Consider the following 23198-nt stretch of genomic DNA (forward strand, 5'->3'; position numbering starts at 1 on the left):
AGCCTGTACCGAAGTGCTCGGCAGTGGGTCTGCCGAGGGCCGGCCCGGCTGTCATTCGTGACGGAGCCATTGGTTGACGGCGGCAATATGGGTGGTGGCCAGGTAGCGGACGGCGAGTTTGTCGAAGCGGGTGGCCACTGCGCGACGTTGTTCGAGTTGGTTGATGCCGCGTGCGATGGTGTTGCGGTCGCGGTAGAGGATCGGGTCGAACGCCGGCGGCCGTCCACCGGCGCGGCCGCGGGCCCGGCGGTGGGCGACCTGGTCGGACGGCACCGGGATCGTGGCTTTGATCCCGGTGCCGACGCAGCCAGGTGCGGTTGCCGCGGCTGGAGTAGGCCTTGTCGGCGAGCACCCGTTCCGGGCGGCGGGTCCGGTCGCGGGTCGTGGCACCTCGATCCGGTCCAGGACCGTCGCGAAGCACAGGCTGTCGACGGCCTGGCCGGCGGTGGGCAGCATTCCCATCACCGGGCAGTGGTCTTCACAGGCCGGATGCAGTTTTGTTGTCCATCCGCCGCGGGAGCGGCCGAGGGCTTGGTCGCCGGGTTCCTCCTCGCCGGACCCGTCTGGTGGTCCGGCTTGGCGGCCCGGGTCACGACGGGCTCCGGCCGCATGCTGATGAGCTCGCATGATCGTGGAGTCGACGCCGACCTGCCACACGATCGCACCGGTGGCCTCGGCGAAGGCTTGCAGCATTTTCAGGATGACAGCCCAGGCCCGGTGCGCTGCCATCGCCGGAACAATCCATAGACCGCCGGCCGGGAGCCGTATTGCGGTGGGATGTCGCGCCACGGACGGTCGACGCGGGTCCGCCATCTGATTCCGTTGATGAGCTGTCGTTTCGTCCACGCGGGTGGGCGGCCCGTCTTCTGGTTGCGGGGCAGCAGCGGCTGCAACCGCGCCCACTGGGCGCCGGTCAGGTCCGCGCGGCCCGCCCCCACGGGTATCGGAACTCCGCCTGCTCGGCGCGGGTCACGCTCAGATTCGCACTCCAGCGTTTCGCATGAGCGCCAGCGCGGGCTCCGAGACGAGGGCGCGCGGGAGCGCAAAACCTCTACCGTCGCTCTTGCGCAGGTACACCACGTCCCGGTACACGCTGAGCCGTTTGATGTTGGTATACGGCAGGTGCATATCGACGCTTTGTGGTAATCGCAGGTACAGTGCGTCGTGCGTGTAGCGTGCCCACATCTGTGTCCCTGGCCGAGAGTACCGGCGGATGTGCGGATTGCCACGCACCATCGTCCATCCGGTGAGCAGCATGAGGACCACCAGTTCGAAGGCCAGGACCACGAAGAACGCACCGAAGATCTCGACGGGATCGATCTCCGTATCCGTCCCACCGGACAGCAATCGGAAGATACCGCGAACCAACAATATGACCGGTAGCACCGCCACGAATATCCACAGGGCGGGTAGCCGCCAGTTCATCAGGGCGGTCACCCGGCCGAGTGTGCGCGCAGTGGTCTGATCCGAGACGAAAGCGACCTCGACCGGCCCGGTGGCGGGTGCCGCGAATTGTCCCTGACCCGGGTACCCCTGCGAGGGTTGCTCCGGATGCGACTGCCGGCCTGGATACATGTGACCGATACCTCCCCGACGACCCGCTGACGCGGCGCCGACCATGCGAATCGTGTTGTACTGCTGGAGCTTCGAGAGTACCTATACGGGCCGGTTCGGAGAATACGGTGGCCGGTTGCCCGGTGAGGGATTCCGGGTCGCGGATGGCGGCGCAGCTGCGCCGGACCATGGCGGCGCCCCGTTTGGTCTGGGTTGACGTAGGCGGCGCCGAAGACCGTGGCCAGTGGGTCCCTGCAGGACCACGAACCGGTAGTAGCGGGTATCGGTGGTGGATGCGGAAGAAGACGGGTACGCGACGGTGGCCAGTACCTCGGCTCCGAGCGTGGAGCTCGGAGCCGAGGCCCGCGCTATGGACCTCAGAGCGCTGATCGAAGGCCGGTTCTTCGGTCCTCCGGGCACGGGCTGGAGGGCTTGCCGGCCGTTCCAGCATTCGAAATTACTGGTCAGCGTGGTGGTCCTGGTTGATCACGGCTCGCGTTGCGGGCAGTGCCCCAGTGGGCGGGCACGGTGGTGGGGTCTTCCGGCCGAGCGTGTTTGGGGTAGCGGCCGCGGAGGTCGGCGCGGACTCGGGGCCGGCCGGTGCGCCAGAAGGACGCCAGGTCTGCAGTGACCGCGACCGGGCTTTGGGCGGGTGAGAGCAGGTGCCGCACGATCGGGACGCGGCCATGGGCCAGGCGTGGTGTATCTGTCCAGCCGAAGACTTCCTGCACTTTGACCGCGAGTACCGGCGGGTCGGTCGAGTAGTCGAGTCGGGGTCGGCTGCCGGAGGGGACCGCTATGCGCTCCGGTGCCAGTTCGTCCATTCGGGCGGCGTCCGGCCATGGCAGCAGGCGGCGTAGGGCCTGTCCGGTGTCGATGCTTTCGAGGTCGGCACGGTGGCGGGCAGTGGCGAGTTCGGGGCCGAGCCAGGTGTCGGCGGTGGAGAGCAGCGACTCGTCATCGACCGCCGGCCGGGGGTCGCCGAGGATGCGGTGCAGGAAGTCGAGGCGCCGACGTAAAGCGATCGCCTCCGAATTCCAGGTCAACAGGCCGAGCCCGGTCGAGGTCAGCCCACACCGCACCGCTGCGCCGAGCAACTCGGCATCGGGGTCGCGAACCTGCCTCTCGGACAACGTGATCGCACCCAGCCGTTCGACCCGCCGGGCGACTACATCGCCGTCGACCCACTCCACCTCGTCGACGGTGGTGAGCAGGCTCGATGCGGCACGGCGGGCCAGCCGTTCATCGGCGACCGCAGCCAGCCGGATGTATCCCTCGGAGCGACCGGGGTCGCGTGTCGCGACGCCGACTGCCAGCCACTCCGGATCGCCTGTTCCGGAGTCCGGCGGCAGCATGACCGCAGTGCCGCCGGCCATGAGATAGCTCGCCGAATCCGGGCGGCGCCGTCGCGCCGGCCGCTCCGGATGAGCCAGCGCGACAACGTAAGCCGGGTCGTCGGCCCCGTCCGGTCCCTCGACCGATCGGGCCGGTCGCTCGACCTCTCGCCGCCAGCGCACCGGCTGCTCGCGCCGCAGTATACGCAGACCGGCCGCGAGATCCACCACAGACGTATATGTGTCGTCATCGAGGAGGGCGACCACTTCCGCAGCCGTTCGCGCACCGACCACGGCCGCCCCATCGAGCCATGCGCGCGCCGGCCGGGGGTGCAGCCCGACCCGCGCCATGCGCCGCCCACGGTCGGTCACCACACAGTCTTCGTGCACGGCCCCCAACGCACGCAGTACTGCCCGGCCGGCAGCCGGCCCGCCGGGCGGTGGAGTATCCCACCAGGAGAGGCCGTGCCCATCGGCCGTGCCCCGGCATGCCGGCTCCAACGCCAACCGCGTCAGGTCCGCCGTTCGAATCTCCGGCTCCGGATAGGCGGGCAGCGTGCCCTGCTCGTACTCCGGTCGGCATCGCCACACCCGGCCCGGCGCCTCACGTCCGGCCCGCCCGGTCCGCTGCTCGGCCACCGCCCCCGAGACGCGGACTGTCGCGAGCCCCGATAACCCCGCGCCCGGTCGATGCGCGGGACACGGGCGAGTCCCGAATCCACCACGGACCGTACCCTCGGCACCGTCAGACTGGACTCCGCCACCGCCGTGGACAACACCACTCGTCGCCGAGGACCGGGCACCGCAACGCCGTGTCCTGCCTCGCCGCCGACAGTCTGCCGTGCAACGGAACGACGTCCACGCCGTCCGGATCGGCCAGAAGTGCTGTTGTCTTTCGGATTTCGGATGCCCAGGGTAGGAAGACCAGTACATCGCCCTCGGTTCCGGCGAGCGCGGCTCGGGTGGCGCGCGCGACCAGCGCTTCGATCCGCTCCCGTGGCAACGACGGGAAATATGTCGTGTCCACGGGATAGGTCCGACCCTGGACCTGCACCACCGGCGCCGCGTGATTCCCACCCAAGAGCGCCGAAAGACGTTCGGCTGCGACAGTCGCCGACGTGGCGAGCACCCGCAGATCCGGCCTCAGTCCGGCCCGAGCATCCAGCAGCAACGCCAACAGCAGATCCGCATCGAGATGCCGCTCATGACACTCGTCGAGCACAACCACATCGACCCCCGCCAACTCGGGATCGTCCTGTAACCGTCGTACCAGCAATCCGGACGTGACGACCTCGATCCGAGTCTGCCGCCCTACTCGTCGATCTCCCCGGACCGAGTAGCCCGGTTTCGCCCACCTGTTCGCCCAGCAGCGCAGCCATCCGTCCGGCTGCGGCCCGAGCCGCCAACCGTCGAGGCTCGGCAACGAGCACCCGTCCCGCAACACATACCGTCGGCGCCAAGGGCACCAAGGTCGTTTTCTCGGTCCCCGGCGGCGCGACCAGCACAGCCGTCCCGCGGTCGGCCAACATCTCCACAAGACGTTCGAGAACGCCACGGACCGGTAGATCAGGAAGCTCGGGCAGTTTCACAACCACCCAGTCTGAGGCCTCGGCTCCGATCCGCAACGCCCACCGCATGAACTTGGTCAGGGAATAGCCGACCGGTCGACAAACCTGCGCTGCGTTCTTCCCGTATCGCGAATCCGAGGCGCCTCCGGCCGGTCGCGGTGTAACGGTGGCCGGTGTGTGGTTCCGGGGCAGGTGGCGGCGGTGAGTTCGTCCCGGTCCAGGTGCAGTGGTTCACCGGAGTCCAGCACGGTGGCCGGTTGGCGGATCCGTTGGGCAGGGTCCCGATGATCTGGGTACCGGGCAGCGGTTCGGCGGTCGGTGCCCACACCGCGGCCGTCCACACCCACCGGTGAGATCGCCCGCACATCGCGGAAACGTGACGGCATCGAGGATCGGCGAGGTCGGCGTGGCGAAGTCGGTGATTCGCGAGGACACTGAGAACGTAGCGCCCAACATCGTCCCAAGGAGCACATGCGATGCCAACCAACGGGCCTTTCGGCATTGACCCGGAAGATTTCGAACGCGCACTGCGTGGGGCGGGAACCGAGCTCCGCGACCTGCTCGGGAAAGCCGGCGCATACCTGGATCGCGTAGATCATGCGAGCGTCGGTTCGCTGGCGTCGCTGCTCGGTCAGTTCGTCCAACCGGACCGGCCACGTCCGCCGGAACCCGAGGGCGGGACCACCGGTGAGACCGGTAGCGGGGTGTGGGCGATCTACAGTATCGATGACGTCGGCGAGGCCAGGGTTGACCAGGTCTTTCCGAGCGAGCTCGAGGCCTTGCGTGCGCATCGCGACAACACCGATGCACGCCGTCGGGTGCGGTTTCTGCCCTATGGTGTTCCGGCAAGTGTGTTGGATATGCCCTGACGGCGTTGACTCGCTTCACGAACAGCAGGCGGAGACAGATCGGCCCGCTCGGCCCGGTCCCTGTCCCGGGGCCGCCGCTCTGCCCTGGTGTCCGGAGGGGGAGCGAACCAGTACGCACACGCTCTACTGGAGCAAAGACTCCTGGTCATCGACGGACTGTAGGCTGGTCATCGACGGACTGTAGGTCCGAGGCGGCTTCTCGCCGTCCCGCCCTCAGACGATGATGCTGACCTCGCCCGGATTCGTGCTGACTGTGATGACCACTGTGCCGGGTCCGGTATCGGCCAGTGTCCGGCCGTAACCGTGGTCGGGATTGAAGAAGCCGCCGGGTGCGGGAAGGGACGACACTATGAGGTCCGCGGATCCGCTGGTCCCGGAATCGATATTGCGCCAATTCACCGTTGTCGTCACTGCGCAGGCCGGGTCCTGACGGTCTGCCTTGAACAGCACTACCACACGGACTCCCGGAATACCGGTCGGTAGCGGGCTTACCGATACCACCGTGCGGACCATGCCGGCGCATCCGGGGAACACTTCCACCCGGGCGTCTTCGAAATCAGCTGCTGTTGTTTGGGCGCCGGCGGGCGCGGCGACCGGCAGCAGAGCCGTCGCGGCGCATGCGCCGAGGAGCAACGGGCGCAATAGCATTCCCAAAACAACTGTTCCTCTCTGCGAGACTTCCGTTGGGTCTACCCCATGCGGAGCTGCCTTAAACCCGGACTGCTGGTCGACAGTGGACGGATCTGCTCTGGAGCAGGCCGGCTGCCGGGCCGACCATCGACCGGCCGCCACCCGGTGCAGTGCTGCCCGCCGGTGTATTCCCTCGGCCGGAAGGGCAGGCAAGCGCACGGGCGTCGGTCAGGTGTCCAGCGAAGGTGGCCAGACTGTTGTGTGCGGCTGCGGTGGTGTCGCTACCCTCGCCGGACACATCGGCGAGGCGGATCCTGATCAATTTTCGGTTTCTCGGCTTCGGGGAACATTCACCCACTTGATCGATTGTAGACCGATAGTATACAACTGGTACACACGCTCTTCGTGATCGGGTTCACAGTCGGTCCGAGGGGTGGGGAGGCTCGGTGGTTGCGCCAACAACCACCGAGCCCGGCAGCACCATCCATCGCCCGTTTCAGACATCTACGTGCAGGTAGACGTGGGGCGGTGGATCGTCAGGTAGCGACGAATCGACGAGGAGTCGACATGGCAACCGCCAGAACCAAATCTACCAACCGGCGAACACACACGAGTTTGCCGATTGTCGCAGGGTCCAGCCTCACGGGCACCGCCGTGGAGTGGTACGACTTTTTCCTGTACGGCACCGCCGCCGCGCTGGTGTTCAACAAGCTGTTCTTCCCATCGGAGGATCCGCTGATCGGCACGATGCTGGCCTTCGCCACGTATGCCGTCGGGTTCGTTGCCCGTCCGCTGGGTGCCGCCGTGCTCGGACACTTCGGCGACCGCGAGGGCCGCCGGGCCACGCTGATCGCGAGCCTACTGTTGATGGGCGTATCGACATTCCTTATCGCGCTGCTGCCGACCTACGCCACCATCGGGATTGCCGCCCCGCTGCTGCTGGTGCTGGTGCGATTGGTGCAGGGTTTCGCGCTCGGCGGCGAATGGGGCGGTGCGGTGCTGCTGGTCTCCGAGCATGGTGACTCCAAGCGGCGGGCCTTCTGGTCGGCGTGGCCGAACCTGGGTCCGCCGCTGGGCAACCTGCTGGCCGCGGGCGCGCTGGCGTTGCTGGGCGCGGTGCTGTCAGAGGAGGCGTTTTTGTCGTGGGGGTGGCGGACCGCATTCGGTATGTCGGCGCTGCTGGTCGTGATCGGCCTGGTGCTGCGACTGTACGTCGCCGAGACTCCGCTGTTCGAACAAGACCCGGGCCGCGACCGGCCCGCGAATGGTGCGAATGCCGCTGAACGCCGCGGTCCGCGGATACTGGCGCCAGATCCTGCTGGCAGCGTTTACCCGGTTCGGCGAGAATGCGGGGTTCTCTATCTTCTCGCTATTCGTCATCACCTATCTCACGCAGATTCTCGACCTGCCGCGCAGCACCGGATTGAACGCGGTGATGATCGGGATGGCGGTAGCCCTGGTCGCGATCCCGCTGTTCGCGGTGCTGGCCGACCGGATCGGACGCAGGCCCATCTACATCGGTGCTTCGGTCGCGACGATCGTGTGGGCGTTCGTATTCTTCGCGCTGCTCGACACCACCGCCACCGGTGCGATCTTCTTCGCGGTGGCCGTCGGACTGGTTATCTTCGCCGCCTACAGCGCGGTGATCGGCGCCTTCTTCTCCGAGCTGTTCCCGACCGAGGTCCGCTATTCGGGGGTGTCGCTGGCCTACAACTTGGCCTCGGTGCTGGCCGGATCGCTGGCCCCGATTATCGCCATCGCGCTGTATGACCACTTCGGCACGGGCCAGGCCATCGCGGCCTACCTGGCGGTCATGGGGGCGATTTCGTTGGTCGCTGCCCTGGTGGCCCGGGAGACCCGCGCGGTGGATCTCGCCGACGTGCACGAGGAAGCGACGCTTCCCAGCGCTTCCGCCGACACAGCTGTAGTCATCCGGTAACTACCGAGGAAAGGGCATCTCTCATGACGACATCGAAGACCAGCGCGGCCTCCGCGCCGGAGCTGGCTTACGAATGGTTGAAGAACACCATCCTCACCCTGCCTCGCGATGAAGAGATGTTCCTGTCCGAGGTCCAGGTCGCCGCGGCCTCGGGCACCTCACGCACACCCGTCCGCGAAGCCCTGTTGCGGCTGGAGGCCGAAGGGTTCATCCGCCGGGTGCCCCACAAGGGCGCCTACATCCCGGCACTGACGGACAAGGACGTCGATGATGTGATGCAGGCCCGGCGGGTCGTGGAGGAGTGGTCGATCGCCCAGGTCGCACCCAACCCCGGTCGGGTTCCCGACCGGCTGCGTGATCTGATCGCAGAGCAGAAGGCCGATACCGACCCGGTCGAGTTCATCGCCCACGACCTCGAGTTCCACACCACGGTCATCCGCGCGGCGGGCAACCAGGTGATGCACGAGTTCTACCGTTCGCTGCGCGACCGGCAGATGCGGATGGGCGTGCGCATCATGCTCTCCGACGAACAGCGCAAGAAGCAGGTCCTCGTCGAACACGGCGCCATTCTCGACGCATTGGCCGTACGCGATACCGAGGCCGCCATCCGCGCCGTGCGCGAGCACCTCGACACCACCCTGTGCTCACTCAAGCAACCCAGATTCTGAGCCACTGATACCCAAGGATGAATTGATGAGAGTCGCACTGGCGCAGATAGTCAGCCCCGACACCGAAACTCCGGCACACCGGCTCGAACGGGTACGGCGGTCGCTGGCCGGTTTCAGCGCCGACGCCGACCTGATCGTGCTGCCCGAGCTGTGGCGCGTCGGCTACAACCACTTCGACGACTACCAGACCGCCGCCGAGACCCTCGACGGTCCCACCGTCCAGGTGCTGCAGGCCGCGGCCCGCGACCGACGCTGCTACGTGCACGTGGGCAGCATCGTCGAGCGCACCGACGGCGGTAAACTGCGCAATACCGTGGTGCTCATCGACCCGGACGGCCGAATCGCGCACCGCTACAGCAAGGTCCACGTCTTCGGCTACCGGTCTCGCGAAGCGCGGCTGCTGCTGCCCGGACAGCGGATCGGGGTCACCGACACGGCATTCGGTCCGACCTCCGCGACCACCTGCTACGACCTGCGCTTCCCCGGACTGTGGGCCGAACTGGTCCGCGCGGGCGCCGAGATCGTCATCGTGCCCGCCGCCTGGCCGAAAGCCCGTCTGGCGCACTGGCGCCTGCTCACCGCCGCCCGCGCGGTCGACAACCAGGTCATCGTCATCGCCTGCAATGCGGTCGGGACGCACAATGGGGTGGAGTTGGGCGGCCACAGCCGCGTCGTCGATCCGTGGGGGGAGGTGCTCGCCGAGGCCGACGACTCCGAAGGGTTCACCCTCGTCGAGGTCGACCCCGCCGTCGTCGGGCGTACCCGCGCGGAGTTCCCGGTGCTGGACGACCGGCTCGACGACTACGGCGCCCTGGCTCCGCGAGAGGTGCTGCCATGACCGACGCCATCACCGACCCATTGAGCTGCACCGTCCTCGGCTCTGGCGAGAACTTGCGCTTCGACGATGCGCGAGCGCTGGTCGCGGGCTATACCGGTCGCGACGAAGCCGCCGTGCGTCACCACATCGCCGAGCTGGCCGCCATCGGTGTCGCACCTCCGGAGACCGTGCCGATGCTGTACTCCGTCGCCACCGCCACCGTCACCACTGCGGCCGCTACTTCCTCGGCGTCGGCTCCGACCACACCGACCGCATCCTCGAGACCGTCGACATCGGCGAGTCGAAACGGGCCTGCGCCAAGCCGCTCGGGCCGAACATCGTCGAGGTCGACGACTGGGACGCCTTCGACTGGGACGCCTGCCGCGCCCGCAGCTGGGTGGACGGACGGCTCTACCAGGACGGGACGCTCGCGGCCCTGCGCACGCCCGGCGACCTGCTCGGCGTCGTCACCGACCGGCTCGGCGACGATGGGGGCGACATCGTCTGTTTCGCCGGAACCCTGCCGTTGCTCGATGGCCGGTTTACCCCCGGCAAGCGCTGGGACTTCGAACTTCTGCTGCCCGACGGGCGCCCTAACCCACACCTAAACCACCACCGAAGGAGCTCGAGATGCGTACGGGAGCTGAGTACCTGGCCTCACTGAACGACGGACGGGTCGTCCTCGTCGACGGCGAACAGGTCGACGACGTCACCACTCACCCCGCGTTCGCGCCGGTCGCGCACACTATCGCCGAACTGTTCGACTTGGCCGCCGACCCCGCCAACAAGATGCAGTACACCGCGCCGGAAACCGGCACCGCCGCCAACCTGGTCTTCGGCATCCCGCGCAGCCAGGAGGAACTACGCGCCCGCCGCGAAGCGATTCAGACCTGGGCCCGGCGCACGCAGGGCTGGGTCGGTCGCAGCCCCGACCATGTCGGTACCTTCCTCGCCTCGTTCGCCGCGCACCCGGAGGTCTTCGCCGGCGGCGCCCGCGACTTCTCCGCCAACGTCACCGCGTTCCACCGGCGACTGCTCGCGGAGAACCTGTATGCCTCCTACGCGATCATCCCGCCACAGGTATCGCGCGCGACCACCGCCTCGGGCTGGGAAGGAGAGTTCCTCCAGGTCGGCGTCGTCCGCGAAACCGAGGAAGGGCTCATCGCGCGCGGCTCGCAGATGCTTGCCACCGGTGCGGCCATCGCCGACGAGATCCTGGTGTCCTGCATCAAGCCGCTGGGCCCGGACGATCAGGACTTCGCGGTGTCGTTTGTCGTCCCCGCCAATGCCGCCGGTCTGAAGCTCTACTGCCGTCGTCCCTACGCCCCGGCCGCGACGAGTGGTTTCGACTATCGCCGATGGGTGTACAGAAGCACGACTTCTGGGAAGAGGTCTACATCCTGGAGGGATCGTTCACCGACCTCACCCTCGGCGAAACCTTCACCGCAGGCATGTACGCCTGCCGGCCGCCGGGCATGCCGCACGGTCCCTGGCGCACCGACGAAGGCGTCGTAACGTTCGAAGTCCGCTACCACAGCAGGTAGGAGCCTGCCATGACGCTACCCGCATTCCATTGTCCGACACCGACGGATATGCGACGCAGTATGGGGCGGTTCACCACCGGCGTGGCGGTCGTCAGCGCGGACGACAGGACCGGCAATCCCTGCGCGATGACGATCAGCTCCCTCACCTCGGTGAGTCTCGAACCACCGATTCTGCTCGTCTCGCTCACCCACGGCAGCCGCACCACCGAGGCCGTCGAAACCACCTGGACCTTCGCCGTCTCGATTCTCGGTTCCCGTCAGGAAGCGGTTGCGCGGCGGTTCGCCACCCGCGGTGGTGCGCGGTTCGAGGGCATTCCGATAGACCTCGGCCGATCAGGACTGCCACTGATCCCGGATGCCCCTGGCGCAACTGGAATGTCGCGTGCACCCTGCGCACGATATCGGCGACCACCGTGTCTTCTACAGTGAGATCACCGATATGCGGTGGCGCGACGGCACCGGACTGGCCTTCTACTCGGGCCGGTTCGGCGATTTCCACGATTTCGGTCACGACGAATTGCCGTGGTGGTACTGACCACCACGTAGCTTCCGCCGGCGCGGGCCGGTCCCCGACGCGCCCGCGCGCCGTCGGGGCTCGTTTATTGAACATCCGGATCTGTTCACCGGGAAGGCCTCTCTTGGGCCTCTGATTGTATACACGCGGTCTACGACACTGGTCGGCGCGACTCCACGCCCGGCCGTTGCGAGCAGGTGGCAGGCACCTATGGGTGGTACCGGGTGCGCCATGGCGATCACCTCGGCTCGATTCGGCGCGACCGGTCCGGCAGGCATCGATTTCGGCCCCGCCGAAGGCGGTGAGCAGAACGGCACGACGACAGGAATGAATACAAATGAAGAAGTACCCAGTGCTTCTCGGTGCGGCCGCCCTCATGGCAGGCCTCATCACCGGCTGTTCGAGCGGCGATCGGACCCCGGACGCCGACCTCGTGTTGAAGAACGGTCGGATCTATACCGTCGACGACACCCAGGAATGGGCCCAGGCGATCGTGGTCAGCGGTGACAGGATCGTCTATGTCGGTGACGACGCCGGTGCGCAGGCCTACGAGGGCGATGCGGCGCGGGTCGTCGATCTTCACGGCAAGATGGTGACCCCTGGGTTCATCGACGGACACAATCACGCCTACCTCATGGCCGAAAGCCTGTTCTGGCTAGGCCTCGACCGCCATAGAACGGTCGAGGACAAGCAGGCCGCGCTGCGCGGCTATCGGGCCGAGAACCCGAGCATGCCGCAGCTCCGCGGGGTCGGCTGGGACGACATCGAGAAGGATGCCCGTGCTCGCGGGGCCCTACCCAAACAACTCATCGATGCGGCGGTGCCCGATATTGCCGTGGCGATTATCGAAAACAGCCACCACACGCTGCTCGTCAACTCGAAAGCGCTCGAGCTTGCCGGAATCACCAAAGACACCCCAGATCCCGAAGGCGCGACGATCGTCCGTGACCCGGTCACCGGTGAGCCCACCGGAGAGCTCGAGGAGTTCGGCGCGGAAAACCTTGTGATCTCCGCACTGCCGCAATCGGACTTTACCGTGGAGCAGTACCGGCAAACCATCCTCGAGTGGCAGCGTGTTGCCGCGGAGGACGGGATCACCTCGGCCTTCGTGCCCATTCACTACCCGACCGAGACATTGCTACAGGCATTCCAGCAACTCGACGACGAGAAGAAACTGACAGTCCAATTCGATCTCGCCCAGTAGGCGGACGAGACGAAGGGCGACTCGCAGGTCGCGCATTTCGTAGAAATGCGCGACAAATACCGTGGGTCGAAGTTCACGCTGGACACGATCAAGATCTTCGCCGATGGCGTGGGGGAGGCGAAGCTCGTGTGGAAGCAGGACGTGCTCAACGAGACCGTCGCGGCGCTGGACGCGGAGGGCTTCCGGATATACATACACGCGATCGGCAGTCCCGGGTTCTATCCGGAGGACAACGCGCTCGACGCCTTCGAATACGCCGCCCAGCGCAACGGCCGGCGCGACTCCAGGCATGCGATCACGCATCTCGATTGGACACGTGGCGAAGACCTGGCCCGCTTCCGGGAACTCGGCATCATCGCGGTCCCGCAGCCGGCGTGGTATGGCAAGGGCTGGTATGACGATGCACCCGCGTCGGAAGTGAACAATGCGATGCGTTTTCAGAGCTACCTCGACTCCGGTATCACGGTGTCGTCCTCGAGTGACTTCCCCTCGACCGCTACATTCACTCGTGACATGTACCCGCTCACCGGTCTCGAGGCGGGCATGACGTGGTTCGACGTCGACACCGCAACCGAGGCCGACCAATGGGCCCAGTGGGGCACCGGGGACGAATAACTCTTCTACTCATGGTGCTTCGCAGTTGAGCACCGGCTACATCGTCGGCTGCCAGGTTGCCATCGGTGATGACGCCATCTCGGCGGGCGTGTCGGGCGGGGTGAGTCTCAACGGTGGGTCGTTGGGTGGGTCGATGGGGTTGAGCGTAGGTCCGGGGGAGGTGAAGTTCGTGCAGATCGATTACAAGGACATTCAGAAATCGGGGGTGTACTCGGTGGAGTATCAGGACGCCGAGATCGAGGTCCAGGGGTGTGCGGGTTTGCGCAGGCGCGTGCGTACACGGTTGTGGAGATCATCGGTGACCACTATTCCAAGACCACCTTGTATGGCATGCCGTTCAGCATCGGCTGAGCCTGCCATGGGCCAAATCCCTCTCGCATAAGCGGACTCAATCCATTTGAAGGGTGATTTACACATGATCAACGGTAAGTATGCGGCGCGGGTGGCCGGTGCCACGGTTGCCATCGCGTTCGGTATGTTGTCCACCGGCGCCGCCGACGCTGACACTTTTGTCCCGCTTCCGGGTGGTGAGATTGTCAAAACGCTGTCGGACGGCACCGTCGTCACCGTACGTTTGGTGGGGGAGTCGGCGACGATCAGTCCGTCGATGGGTTCGACGCCGTCGCACCGCAATGCGTGGGCGTCGGGAAGTGCTCAGGTGCAGATCGGCGGCGCCAACAGTGCGGTCGGCGGCAGCATCTTCCCCGGTTACACGGTGGGGTGTCAGATCAATATCGCCGGTGGCGGTGTCGATGGTGGAGTGGAGGGCACCGCTGATTGGAGCGGCGAGCAGGTCACCGGTGGTGTCGGTGCGTCGGGGGAGGCAGTCTCTCCCCTCGGTCCCGGGCAGGCGCGGTCGTTCTACCTACTGGACCGGGAGAAGGCCTACGACTTCGGTGCCGAGTCGCACAAAACCTACAACAGTTTCTCCGGCAGCAGCGGTTCGGTGACCTGGGCGGACTCCACCATCGGGCTCATCGGTTGCGCCGGCTACGCCCAGGCCAGAGCATTCGTGAAAAGTTGAAGTCATCACCGACACTGTTACCAGTTGGGTCACCCTGTGGGGTCGGCCTTTCAGTCTCGGCTGAGCACCGGTTCGGCCGACCCGCCGGCCGAACCGGATGCCACGGGACCGGCCGGGAGCCATGCGGAGCGGCGTGCGAGCGCCATGCCGTCCCTTGCCGCTCGAGGAGTGAAATGGCCTCCGCGGCTCGGCGGCGCGCACCCCGCAGGCCGACCGGCCGGTCGATGACTCGAGGCCGCGCGAGGACAGCGCCCGCTCTCGGATGCCCGCGGGCAGGAATACCCACCGGCACCCGGTATGGCTCGGATTCGAATCGGGAATCGGTCGAGCCGCCGGCCGCACCGCGATCCTCTTCGATCCTGTGCACGCTCGCGGGTATCCGTGCCGGGGTAGAAGTTCGGTCGATGGACGAGTCGATGGCACGAGTGTACAAGGGCCGCGGGTGTGCGCTCTGCGAAGAACGTACATACTCGCAATTCGGTCACATTCTCACCTCAACGGCCGGCCCGGTCACGGTTTTCGCCGCAGGCCTTGACATCGGTGAGTAGCATCGTAGCCAGGTGTTCGCCCCTTCTGGGGAGAGAGTATGATCACCGCGAATCTTTGCCAACGGATTGCAATCGCTTCGACCAGGGGGCGCATGAGCCAGGAGCTCGCACCATATACCGTACCGGTGGTCAGCAGCGCGGGTCGAAGTCGATTGGCAAGCCCCGCCGGGCGGTGATCGCCGGCAGTTATTGCCCTCAACCTGTGTCCGACGGTAAAGGAACAACAAGACACGCCTTCCCGATGGGTCCCCCGCCAGTCGGTCATGGATCCGGCCGACAACCTCGTTCGCCATATTCCGTTTGTAACTGTCGAATCGTCTGGAGTTTCCCTGTGTCTACGCCTCAGCCGCTGGAAACGCCGTTGTCTTCCCATGACGGCCGCCCGGTTGCACCCAGTTCGCTGATCGATGGTGACGGACCGCGAGTAGCTTTATATACCAAGGAATTCGCCGCGGATCCCCAGCGTGTCTACCTGGAGCTGAGAGCCCGCTACGGATCGCTGGCCCCCGTGGAGATCGCGCCGGGTGTCCCGGCCACCCTTGTGGTCACCTACGAGACCGCGAAGCGAATCCTGCACGACCCCGAGCACTTTCCGGCCGACCCTCGGGCCTGGCAGGCGAACGTGCCGCTCGACTGTCCCGTCCGACCGATGTTGCAGTGGCGGCCGAATGCGCTGCGTAATACCGGATCTGTACATGCTCGGCTGCGCTCGGCCAACACCTTCGCTCTCAATGGAATCGACCTGCACGCCGCACAGGCGTTGGTCGAGAAAACCGCGGTGTCGTTGATCAACACCTTCTGCGCCGCCGGACACGCCGATCTGCTCGCACAGTTCGTGCACCCCCTTGTCTTCGAGGTCCTCAACACCCTGGTCGGCTGCTCGCCCGATATCGGGGCGCGCGTCGCGCAGGGCATGGCCGCCGTATTCGACACCTCCGCCGATGCCGAAGCGGGCAACGTGATATTGGAATCGGCGCTGTATGAGCAGACCATGCACAGGATCGCCGAGCCCGGCAACGACATCACCACTCGAATGATCGCGCATAGCGCGGAACTGACCGAGGAGGAGGTGATTCACCAACTGGTCGTCATATACGGGGCGGGGATCGAACCGACAGTCAACCTCATATCGAATACGTTGCGACTGATGCTGACCGACGACCGGTTCGGCGGAGGGATGGTCAGCGGTAGTCTCTCGACCGTGGACGCGCTGGAGGAGTTGCTGTTCACTGATCCGCCTCTGGCGAACTTCTGCTTCAGTTATCCGCGGCAGCCGATCCTCATCGATGATGTGTGGTTACCGGCGCATCAGCCTGTGCTGATCAGCATGTCCGCGTGTAATAACGATCCCGCGGTGCATTCCGGGGATTTCACTGCCAATCGGTCCCACCTTGCCTGGAGTGCCGGCCCGCATGCCTGCCCGGCGAAGGATCTATCCACTACCGTCGCTCGCGCGGCGATAGATCAACTGCTCGATGCGCTACCCGAGATGGAGTTGGCGGTCCCCATCGAGGATTTGCAGTGGCGGCCCGGACCCTACCATCGCTCCTTGGCGTGCTTGCCCGTTGCATTCGTACCGGCTCCGCCGATTACTGTATGAAGTATGTCAGCGGGTTAACCCGATCCTTCCGGTAGAAGGGCTGGTCCGGTTGTATCCGGGTTGTGCTGAACCGCCCTGGTTCCGGTTGAGGTTGCCTCGTTTCCTCGGCGGGTTCTGAGCACGGCCCGATAGGGCCGGAAAGGAAGTCCTTGCCCTGATCGACGCGCACCAGCTGTTCGGCCTGTTGCACTGACGTCGCCTTCCGGCACTTGCGGTCCCACAGCGTGTCCTGCATGATGCCGAGGTCCGCCCGGTCCGACATCTGGCCGCAATCGAGGCAGGTGTCGATCCGCAGGTGCTGGTAGCCGCGATGAACGCCGCCCAGGCAGACAAGGCCGCCGCCGAAGCAGAGCTCGACCATCTGCCCAAGCCTCAACGATTCACCGAAACAGAGATCCGCACGTTCATCGACGCCCTCGGTGACATCAGAGCGGTCCTCATCGCGGGCCACCCAACAGATAGAGCCGACGACGCGACGAACCGCTGCCGTGGGTGTCGGACACTGGTGCCAGACTCGGGGATGTGAGGTGGGTGGTGGCAGAATCGGGCGATGGGGGCGCGTATCTGTGTGCACTCGACCCGGACGGTCGGCCCGCCGGAGCGGTGATCTACGAGCCCTCGATCGCCGAGGCAGTGCGTTCCCGCCCCGAGGTCGAGAGGTGGGTGTGGCGGTCCACCGCCGAGATATACCGATTCCTGCCGGCGGCGGGCGTGCGGGTCGAGCGCTGCTACGACGTGGAGGCCGCGGAGGCCTTGCTGATCGGGTACGAGGAAGGGCAGTCGGGTCAGCCCCGTTCGCTGGCGGCCGCTTGGGCCCGCTTGCACAATCTGCCTGTTCCACCGGACGCCCCCGCACGGGTTGCCGAGATCCAGCCGTCGTTGTTCGGCTCGGGCCCGGTGCCGCTGCCACCCGGCACGAACGAATTCACCGCCCTGTTGGAGGTCTACGCGGGTCAGGTCGTCCGGACAGCGGCCACCGAGCATCCGGAGCGGATGCGGCTGCTGCTTGCCGCCGAATCGGCGGGCATGCTGGTTGCCGCGGAGATGTCGCGGTCGGGGATCCCGTGGCGCGCGGATGTTCACCGCGAGTTGCTGGACACGCTGCTGGGCGAGCGCTATCCGGGTGGGTCGGAACCGCGCCGGATGGCAGAGTTGGCCGAAGAAGTATCGCGGGCTTTCGGAGACGGGGTGAGGGTCCGTCCGGACTTGCCCAACGACATCGTCAAGGCCTTCGCTCGCGCCGGAATCGAGTTGTCTTCCACTCGGAAATGAGAGCTCCAACGAATCGATCATCCGGCGGTAGCGCCACTATTGGCCTATAAGTCGCTGTACCGCCTGTATACCGCCCACGGCTGGTCCTGGCTCGAACAGTGGGTACACGGCGGCCGCTTTCGTCCCGAATACCTGCCCGGCGGCACGGTTTCAGGCCGCTGGACCACCAATGGTGGTGGTGCCCTACAGATCCCGAAGGTAATCCGCCGGGCGATACGTGCCGATCCGGGCTGGTCCTTGGTGGTCGCCGACGCCGACCAGATGGAGCCGCGGATACTTGCCGCCGTCTCACGCGATCCAGGGTTGATGGAGGTGGCCGGTCGAGGTGAGGATCTGTACGCGGATCTGGCGGTCCGTGACTTCGGCGGCGATCGCGCGCAAGCCAAACTCGCCCTATTGGGCGCCATTTACGGCCAGACCTCCGGCGATGCCCTCACTCGCTTGGCCGGTCTCCGCCGGCGGTATCCGGCCGCGGTGGCCTATGTCGACGATGCGGCGCGTGCCGGTGAGGAGGGCCGTCTGGTACGCACGTGGCTGGGGCGGACGTGCCCGCCGGTGTCGGTCGCGTCGCCGGACCGGGAGGACCTGTCCCGGGAGAATCTCGGCGAGTACGGCAGCACCTCGGCGGCGCGTGCCCGTGGCCGCTTCACTCGTAACTTCGTGGTGCAGGGTAGCGCCGCCGACTGGGCCCTGCTGGTCCTGGCGGGCCTGCGTCATGCGATATCTCGTGCCGGGCTCCGTGCTGAGCTGGTCTTCTTCCAGCATGACGAGGTGATGGTGCACTGCCCGTCGGAGGAGGCGACGAGGGTCGCCGAAATGATCGCCACCGCGGCTGATACTGCAGGTCGGCTGACCTTCGGGCCGACACCGGTGCGGTTTCCCTTCACAACGGCGGTGGTGGAGTGCTACGGGGACGCCAAGTAGGGACCTGAACTTGTTTTGTAAGAGTCACCCGGTAGGCGTTCTGTCGACCGAGTGGGGTAGGGGATAACAGCCGGTGCCCCGCCGCGATCAGTACGATCCTTGCGGTCGCGACGAGGTGAGTGCCGCGCACGCAGCAGCAAGCGAATCCCGTGCACGGCGGCCGGCCTGGCTTTCCGCTACATCCCGGTGTCAGAAGACCGCCAGATGTCCTTGCCGGCGTGGCTTTTGTAGCCGACCAGGACCAGCGCGAGGACAACCACTTGGCAGGGGCGGGCTCGCCTCCTTGGTGATGGCGAGCAACTCTTGGCGCCGCCCGGTGATTCTCGGCGGATTCCGCGCTTTGTTCACGCGGTCCGCGTTCGACCTGGCCCGGACCCGGACGGAGGGCAGCCCGGACCGCCGCTCGCCGCGCCCCGCAGCGATTCGACCGTGCTGCCGCATGTTTGGGCGTGCCCAGGCGCAGACCTGAACACGTGCCCGCCGGCATGATCTGTCCTGAGTCCGGGGTTCGTCTGCTGGGCGCGTTCCATACTGGGGCCAGGTTGTAAAGCTGCTACTGTGCCGCGTTGGTGCTTGGGCTCGGCAGGGTTTGGCTAGAGCATGTCTGACAAATGCCGAGCCCCGGTGATGGGTGTGGGCAACACTATCCTCATGCCATTGTTCGTGGCCGCCGCCGGCTGACCGCGGGTGTCAAACGGCGAATAAGCCTTGGTTCTGGCCCACTTTGCGTGAGGGCCCAATGGTCAACATGTCACTCCGGAAGACGCCGAGCCTGTAAGAGGTGATCTTGCTGGTGCCCTCAACGTTGCTGTGACCTGAGCGTTCTACTCCCACGGCCCAGTCGGTCCCGCGAGCGACCAGTCAACTGGGATCTGCTGCAATAGAACCAATCTGCGGTGTTACCAGGCGCGGGACAGCCTGCTGCACCGTGGCGGCGACCAATCCAAGGGCCGCCATGGGAGCAGCGAAAAGCAGCAACCTCCAGTGTGACGACCAGTTCGCCGGCCCAGTGATCGACAAACCGACAAGTGCGGCGACAACCAACCAGGAAACCCACCCTCGCATTGCCAGTGCCGCTACCACAGGTGGGGTCGCGAGCAACAGCCCGAGGCAGAGCAGCGGCCATACCCCCAACACGTGGACGATCGAGTCATCGCACTGCAAGGAGGATCGGTCGCCATCGAGATACAGTTCACCGCTCTTCGCGCACGACAACGACACGCCGGCCATCGGTGAAGTACCGACCCACGCGGTAAATATCAACGCGACCACGGCCAAGGCCCACCACACTGCTCTCAGCATCGACACGTCTGCAGCCTAGACCGGTACACACCTGACGAATTGATCCGATCGATTTCCCCCGCCGCTCGTGGTGTCGCCGGTTGCCGCAGATCAACGAGGTGCCTCCGCTGTTGTATCTGCACGGGCTGTCCACCGGCGACTTCGCCCCGGGCGTTCGAGCAGTTCCTCGGCACCGGGTCGGGCCTGTCCGTGTCGGCGGTCAACAAGCTGACCGGCCAATGGCAGGACGAAGCGAAAGCCTTTGCTACCAGGTGGCTTTCGGGTGTGGATTATGTGCATTTGTGGGTGGACGGCATCCACCTGAAAGTCCGCTTGGAGCAGGAGAAATTGTGCCTGCCGGCGGTGATCGGCATACGCGCCGATGGCTGCAAGGAACTCATCGCACTCACTGACGGGTACCGCGAATCGCACGAATCGTGGGCGGATCTGCTGTGTGATTGCCGCCGCCGCGGTATGCGGGCGCCGGTACTGGCCGTCGGCGACGGGGCGCTGGGGTTTGGAAGGTGGTACGGGAGGTGTTCTCCGAGACCCGCGAGCGGCGCTGTTGGTGGCATAAGCAGGAAAATATACCTGCTGCGCTGCCGAAATCAGCTCATTCGGGGGCGATCGCGACGATGAAGGGGATCTACAAAGCCGAAGACATCGACCACGCCCAGTTAGTTCGAGATCGTCTACGGCGCAAAATATCCCAAAGCTGTCGCGAAGATCACCGGTGATGCCGATGCGCTGCAGGGGCAAACCGCTCGAACGCCCCATCGATATCACCCCGGCACCAACCACTGAATCCGGATAAACGGCAGTCGCGTAATCGCTTATGCCCGGTTTTCTGTCACCCGCTGCCGGCTCTCGGCCGGCCGCGGCGCAACCTCGATCACGCGAAGCAACTGCCATCGCGCCTCCTCCCATCGGGCGACTCGTGCTGCAGTGCGAGCATTGCCAGTAACCTCGCCCTGCATCCCTGCCGTGGCACGATGAGCGGCGTACGCACCAACGGCGGCCTGCGCCTCCTTGGCGACGTCGACTGCTCTGGGCACGTACCTGTTGGACTGGACCATCCCGGCGCCCTCCATTTCGCGCTGACAAGCCGCACAGACGGACACCGACGCGACCCCACTGGCATCGACGACATCCTGGCCATCACCACGAGCGCCGAAGTAATCCGAACGAGCACGAGCAAGAAGACCGGCATCGCCAGTGCCCGCCAGGAGCCGCCGCGCCGCGTCGAGATACCCACGCGACGCCCGAAGCAGGTCGCCGCTGATGCTATCGGCACAAACATCGAGAACATGAGCGCCGAAGTCCAGACACACGGCTTTACGCCGGCCCGGCTCTGCCGCCTCGAGCAAATCGACCAGAACGGAAGGAATAACGATCACGACGTGACACTCCTGGCCGATCGAGCAAAGTCCTTCGACCGACAGCCCCGTCGCCACGTCAGCCCAGTTGCCGCACATCCACAGGTCTTGCCGATATCTCCGTGTGTCGAGCTCTCGGCTCGACATCCTGCTTCTGTCGATCGGGGTGTCGCGTTCTGGCAGGGTGGCGGCACGGGTGTGAGCGTGATCCTACCTACCCGGCGTGTTGTCGGCGCACCATCTCGGTGATCCAAATGGGCGCGTACGGTGACGTGCAGTTCGGTGGGGTCGGGTAGTCGGCGAGCACCTGTAAGCGTTCACCGATGTCGATCGCCCGGGCGCGGTGTGCGGCGTGTTCGATCCCGATCTGGGCCAGGCAGTGGTTCATCGCCCACTGTAGGCGATCCGGGGCGTTCTTCATCTGTGCCTCGATGATGTCGAGCAGTCCGGCGAGGTCGAGGCCGGCCGGCCTCTTTGCCACGCGGTCGGTGGTCAGCGCCCAGCCGGCACTCGCGACCACCGGATCCGGATCGGCGGACCAGACCAGGCGCAGTGCTTCGGCGTGCGGGTTCTTCTTTACCACGTAGTTCACCAGCCAGTCGCACACCTTGGGTGTGTGTGCCGCGCGCAACATGGCGTCCAGCTCGTCGTGCTCGAAGTCCTTCGGCCGGCAGATCAGCAGCGCCAGCAGTCTCGCCGTGGTGTCCTCGGTCTCCCAGAGTCGACGGGCGAGTTCGGGCTGTGTTTTCAGCCGCTTGGCGAGAGCGCGCAGCCTGCCGAGGTTTACGCCGTGATCGTCACCGTGCTTCTCGTTCACCTCGCGGATCTTCGGGTCCTCGAGCGCGGCCAACTCGGCCATCACCTCGGCCACCGTCGTATCGGTCACCTCGGCCTCCTGTCCGTTATGTGGGATTCAGCCTACGAGCAAGCACGATGAGCCAGAGAAGCGGCAAGCGCACGGTCAAGGCCGCTATCCGTACTTCGGCACGAGTGCACGCGTTCGGTGGGCGTCTCGTCGAAGGAGCCGGCAGTCTCTACCGACAAGTCGACCGCCCTGTGCGCAGCTGTATCGTCGCCGTCGGCGCGGGGAAAGTCGCTCGGTATGGGTGTTCACTTCATTCGGTAGCGCGCTGACTGGCGTGGACGCCTGGGGACAAGCCGTGATCGCCGAGGTGGTCGTCCCTGTTGTCTCAGGGCGGGGATGTGATACCGGTGGGCCACCGTGTGCCGGGGCCGGCCCCGATGTCGGTGAGGTCGCGCCGGTGAAGTCCGCCCCGGTGAGGTTCGCGTGACCGAAACGTGCCCAGGGGAGGACCGCGCCGGCCAAATGTGCGCCGGTGAGGTCTGCGGCGCTGAGGTCGGCGCTGGTGAATGCCGCGCGGGCGAGGTCCGCATCGGCCGGTATCGTGTTGGAGAGTGATGGTGATGCGGAGTCCGGACCCGACCGGTGCGGCTGTTACGCCATCGGTACAGGTGCGGGCTGATCGGTCATGGATCGTTCGCGAAGGGGTATGCACTCGAGGTGGCCAGGGTCTCCCCGGCCTCGAGGACATCGATACCGTGGGCGGGGGCGGCGGGGTCGGTGCGGTGGTGGTCCCAGAACCCGCGGCAGGTCGCGTGCGGTGCCGGCCGTCCGTCTCCATAGGTGCTGTGGCAGACGACGTAGGAGTGCCGGCCGACACGGCGCGGGATCGCGTCGACCGTGGTCCTCTGCCGGAGGGGCCTCGGGTATGGGGCGATGGGTGTGCGAGTTGCGGCAAGGGCACCCCGACCATGCCGATCACCGGTTTCCTACCCGGTCACGCCCGCGCTGCCATGGTTGGGCCGGCCGTTGCGCTTCTCGGGCCGCGGGCGGGACGGGGCCGGCCGGCGGCGAATGCTACACCTGTAACCAACTCACGTTTGTGGTGAATGGTT

The 23198-nt window shown here is 65.9% G+C and carries 20 protein-coding genes and 7 pseudogenes; 17 read left to right on the forward strand and 10 right to left on the reverse strand.

Translation table 11 applies throughout. From position 1 onward, the window contains the following. Positions 1-51 precede the first annotated feature (51 nt). The 4 genes and pseudogenes from ON20_RS33805 to ON20_RS39680 all read right to left on the reverse strand — a co-directional run bounded on the left by ON20_RS33805 (position 52) and on the right by ON20_RS39680 (position 4311). A pseudogene (locus tag ON20_RS33805) lies at positions 52-938 on the reverse strand (IS5 family transposase). A 37-nt stretch (positions 939-975) separates the two neighbouring features. Continuing rightward, a complete protein-coding gene (locus ON20_RS32015; protein WP_040841964.1) occupies positions 976-1575 on the reverse strand; it encodes a hypothetical protein in 600 nt (199 codons plus the stop codon). A 443-nt stretch (positions 1576-2018) separates the two neighbouring features. Then, positions 2019-3527: an ATP-dependent helicase C-terminal domain-containing protein gene (locus ON20_RS39675; protein ID WP_245547619.1), complete on the reverse strand. Its 1509-nt coding sequence runs from the start codon at positions 3525-3527 to the stop codon at positions 2019-2021. Between the two features lie 106 nt (positions 3528-3633). Beyond that, on the reverse strand, positions 3634-4311 hold the full coding sequence (locus ON20_RS39680) for a DEAD/DEAH box helicase (RefSeq protein WP_245547620.1): 678 nt from the start codon (positions 4309-4311) through the stop codon (positions 3634-3636). Positions 4312-4629: 318 nt separating this feature from the next. Between ON20_RS39680 and ON20_RS37205 the strand changes: the two genes are divergently transcribed. Beyond that, complete coding sequence (locus ON20_RS37205) at positions 4630-4809, forward strand: hypothetical protein (protein ID WP_157229176.1); 180 nt, start codon at positions 4630-4632, stop codon at positions 4807-4809. A gap of 123 nt (positions 4810-4932) precedes the next feature. Continuing rightward, on the forward strand, positions 4933-5325 hold the full coding sequence (locus ON20_RS32030) for an Rv0313 family protein (RefSeq protein WP_040841966.1): 393 nt from the start codon (positions 4933-4935) through the stop codon (positions 5323-5325). Between the two features lie 213 nt (positions 5326-5538). Here the strand turns inward: ON20_RS32030 and ON20_RS32035 are convergent, their stop codons facing one another. Then, on the reverse strand, positions 5539-5979 hold the full coding sequence (locus tag ON20_RS32035) for a hypothetical protein (RefSeq protein ID WP_157229177.1): 441 nt from the start codon (positions 5977-5979) through the stop codon (positions 5539-5541). A 543-nt stretch (positions 5980-6522) separates the two neighbouring features. Between ON20_RS32035 and ON20_RS41215 the strand changes: the two are divergent. The 12 genes and pseudogenes from ON20_RS41215 to ON20_RS32090 form a co-directional block, all read left to right on the forward strand. Beyond that, a pseudogene (locus ON20_RS41215) lies at positions 6523-7158 on the forward strand (MFS transporter); the annotation flags it as partial. 70 nt (positions 7159-7228) lie between these two features. Further along, positions 7229-7894, forward strand: coding sequence for an MFS transporter (locus ON20_RS41220; RefSeq protein WP_245547621.1), 666 nt, complete (start codon positions 7229-7231; stop codon positions 7892-7894). 23 nt (positions 7895-7917) lie between these two features. Further along, the gene (locus tag ON20_RS32045) at positions 7918-8562 is read left to right on the forward strand and encodes a GntR family transcriptional regulator (protein WP_040841967.1); all 645 of its coding nucleotides are present in this window, start codon (positions 7918-7920) and stop codon (positions 8560-8562) included. 25 nt (positions 8563-8587) lie between these two features. Next, positions 8588-9400 (forward strand): carbon-nitrogen family hydrolase, encoded by an 813-nt coding sequence (locus tag ON20_RS32050; protein ID WP_040841969.1) that lies wholly within the window; start codon positions 8588-8590, stop codon positions 9398-9400. Next, positions 9397-10043: pseudogene (locus tag ON20_RS40850) on the forward strand (DUF2848 family protein). The gene ON20_RS32050 and the pseudogene ON20_RS40850 overlap by 4 nt, the downstream one beginning before the upstream one ends. Continuing rightward, positions 10010-10894, forward strand: a complete 885-nt coding sequence (locus ON20_RS32060; protein ID WP_281032946.1) for a 4-hydroxyphenylacetate 3-hydroxylase N-terminal domain-containing protein — start codon at positions 10010-10012, stop codon at positions 10892-10894. The pseudogene ON20_RS40850 and the gene ON20_RS32060 overlap by 34 nt, the downstream one beginning before the upstream one ends. An 89-nt stretch (positions 10895-10983) precedes the next feature. Further along, positions 10984-11352, forward strand: coding sequence for a flavin reductase family protein (locus tag ON20_RS32065; protein ID WP_281032953.1), 369 nt, complete (start codon positions 10984-10986; stop codon positions 11350-11352). Next, on the forward strand, positions 11279-11458 hold the full coding sequence (locus ON20_RS40120) for a flavin reductase family protein (RefSeq protein ID WP_281032947.1): 180 nt from the start codon (positions 11279-11281) through the stop codon (positions 11456-11458). The genes ON20_RS32065 and ON20_RS40120 overlap by 74 nt, the downstream gene beginning before the upstream one ends. A gap of 355 nt (positions 11459-11813) precedes the next feature. After that, positions 11814-13256: pseudogene (locus ON20_RS39700) on the forward strand (amidohydrolase). Continuing rightward, a pseudogene (locus ON20_RS32080) lies at positions 13219-13607 on the forward strand (MspA family porin); the annotation flags it as partial. The pseudogenes ON20_RS39700 and ON20_RS32080, both read left to right, overlap by 38 nt. Before the next feature lie 64 nt (positions 13608-13671). Beyond that, positions 13672-14344: pseudogene (locus ON20_RS32085) on the forward strand (MspA family porin). Positions 14345-15159: 815 nt separating this feature from the next. Continuing rightward, positions 15160-16428, forward strand: coding sequence for a cytochrome P450 family protein (locus tag ON20_RS32090; RefSeq protein WP_083865584.1), 1269 nt, complete (start codon positions 15160-15162; stop codon positions 16426-16428). Here ON20_RS32090 and ON20_RS32095 read toward each other — a convergent pair. Continuing rightward, entirely contained in the window at positions 16418-16879 is a 462-nt protein-coding gene (locus tag ON20_RS32095) for a hypothetical protein (protein WP_040841972.1), read from the reverse strand. The genes ON20_RS32090 and ON20_RS32095 overlap by 11 nt on opposite strands. Before the next feature lie 83 nt (positions 16880-16962). On the opposite strand from ON20_RS32095, the gene ON20_RS39705 reads away from it, so the two are divergent. Together ON20_RS39705 and ON20_RS39710 are read left to right on the forward strand one after the other, a co-directional pair. After that, complete coding sequence (locus ON20_RS39705) at positions 16963-17700, forward strand: hypothetical protein (protein WP_245547622.1); 738 nt, start codon at positions 16963-16965, stop codon at positions 17698-17700. Between the two features lie 12 nt (positions 17701-17712). Continuing rightward, positions 17713-18624 carry a bifunctional 3'-5' exonuclease/DNA polymerase gene (locus ON20_RS39710; RefSeq protein WP_281032954.1) on the forward strand — a complete coding sequence of 304 codons (912 nt, stop codon included), beginning with the start codon at positions 17713-17715 and terminating at the stop codon, positions 18622-18624. A gap of 861 nt (positions 18625-19485) precedes the next feature. Here the strand turns inward: ON20_RS39710 and ON20_RS32105 are convergent. Continuing rightward, a complete protein-coding gene (locus ON20_RS32105; RefSeq protein WP_245547627.1) occupies positions 19486-19926 on the reverse strand; it encodes an ABC transporter permease in 441 nt (146 codons plus the stop codon). Between the two features lie 65 nt (positions 19927-19991). On the opposite strand from ON20_RS32105, the pseudogene ON20_RS35470 reads away from it, so the two are divergent. Further along, positions 19992-20655, forward strand: a pseudogene (locus tag ON20_RS35470) (IS256 family transposase); the annotation flags it as partial. An 83-nt stretch (positions 20656-20738) separates the two neighbouring features. On the opposite strand, the gene ON20_RS32110 reads toward ON20_RS35470, so the two are convergent. From ON20_RS32110 to ON20_RS40855, 3 genes are all read right to left on the reverse strand, one after another. Further along, positions 20739-21380: a hypothetical protein gene (locus ON20_RS32110; protein ID WP_218002740.1), complete on the reverse strand. Its 642-nt coding sequence runs from the start codon at positions 21378-21380 to the stop codon at positions 20739-20741. 115 nt (positions 21381-21495) lie between these two features. Continuing rightward, entirely contained in the window at positions 21496-22140 is a 645-nt protein-coding gene (locus ON20_RS32115; RefSeq protein WP_051163753.1) for a DNA alkylation repair protein, read from the reverse strand. A 111-nt stretch (positions 22141-22251) separates the two neighbouring features. Next, positions 22252-22686, reverse strand: coding sequence for a pentapeptide repeat-containing protein (locus ON20_RS40855; RefSeq protein ID WP_083865585.1), 435 nt, complete (start codon positions 22684-22686; stop codon positions 22252-22254). Positions 22687-23198 lie beyond the last annotated feature (512 nt).

The sequence above is a fragment of the Nocardia brevicatena NBRC 12119 genome (genome assembly GCF_000308495.1).
GTDB classification, from domain to species: domain Bacteria; phylum Actinomycetota; class Actinomycetes; order Mycobacteriales; family Mycobacteriaceae; genus Nocardia; species Nocardia brevicatena.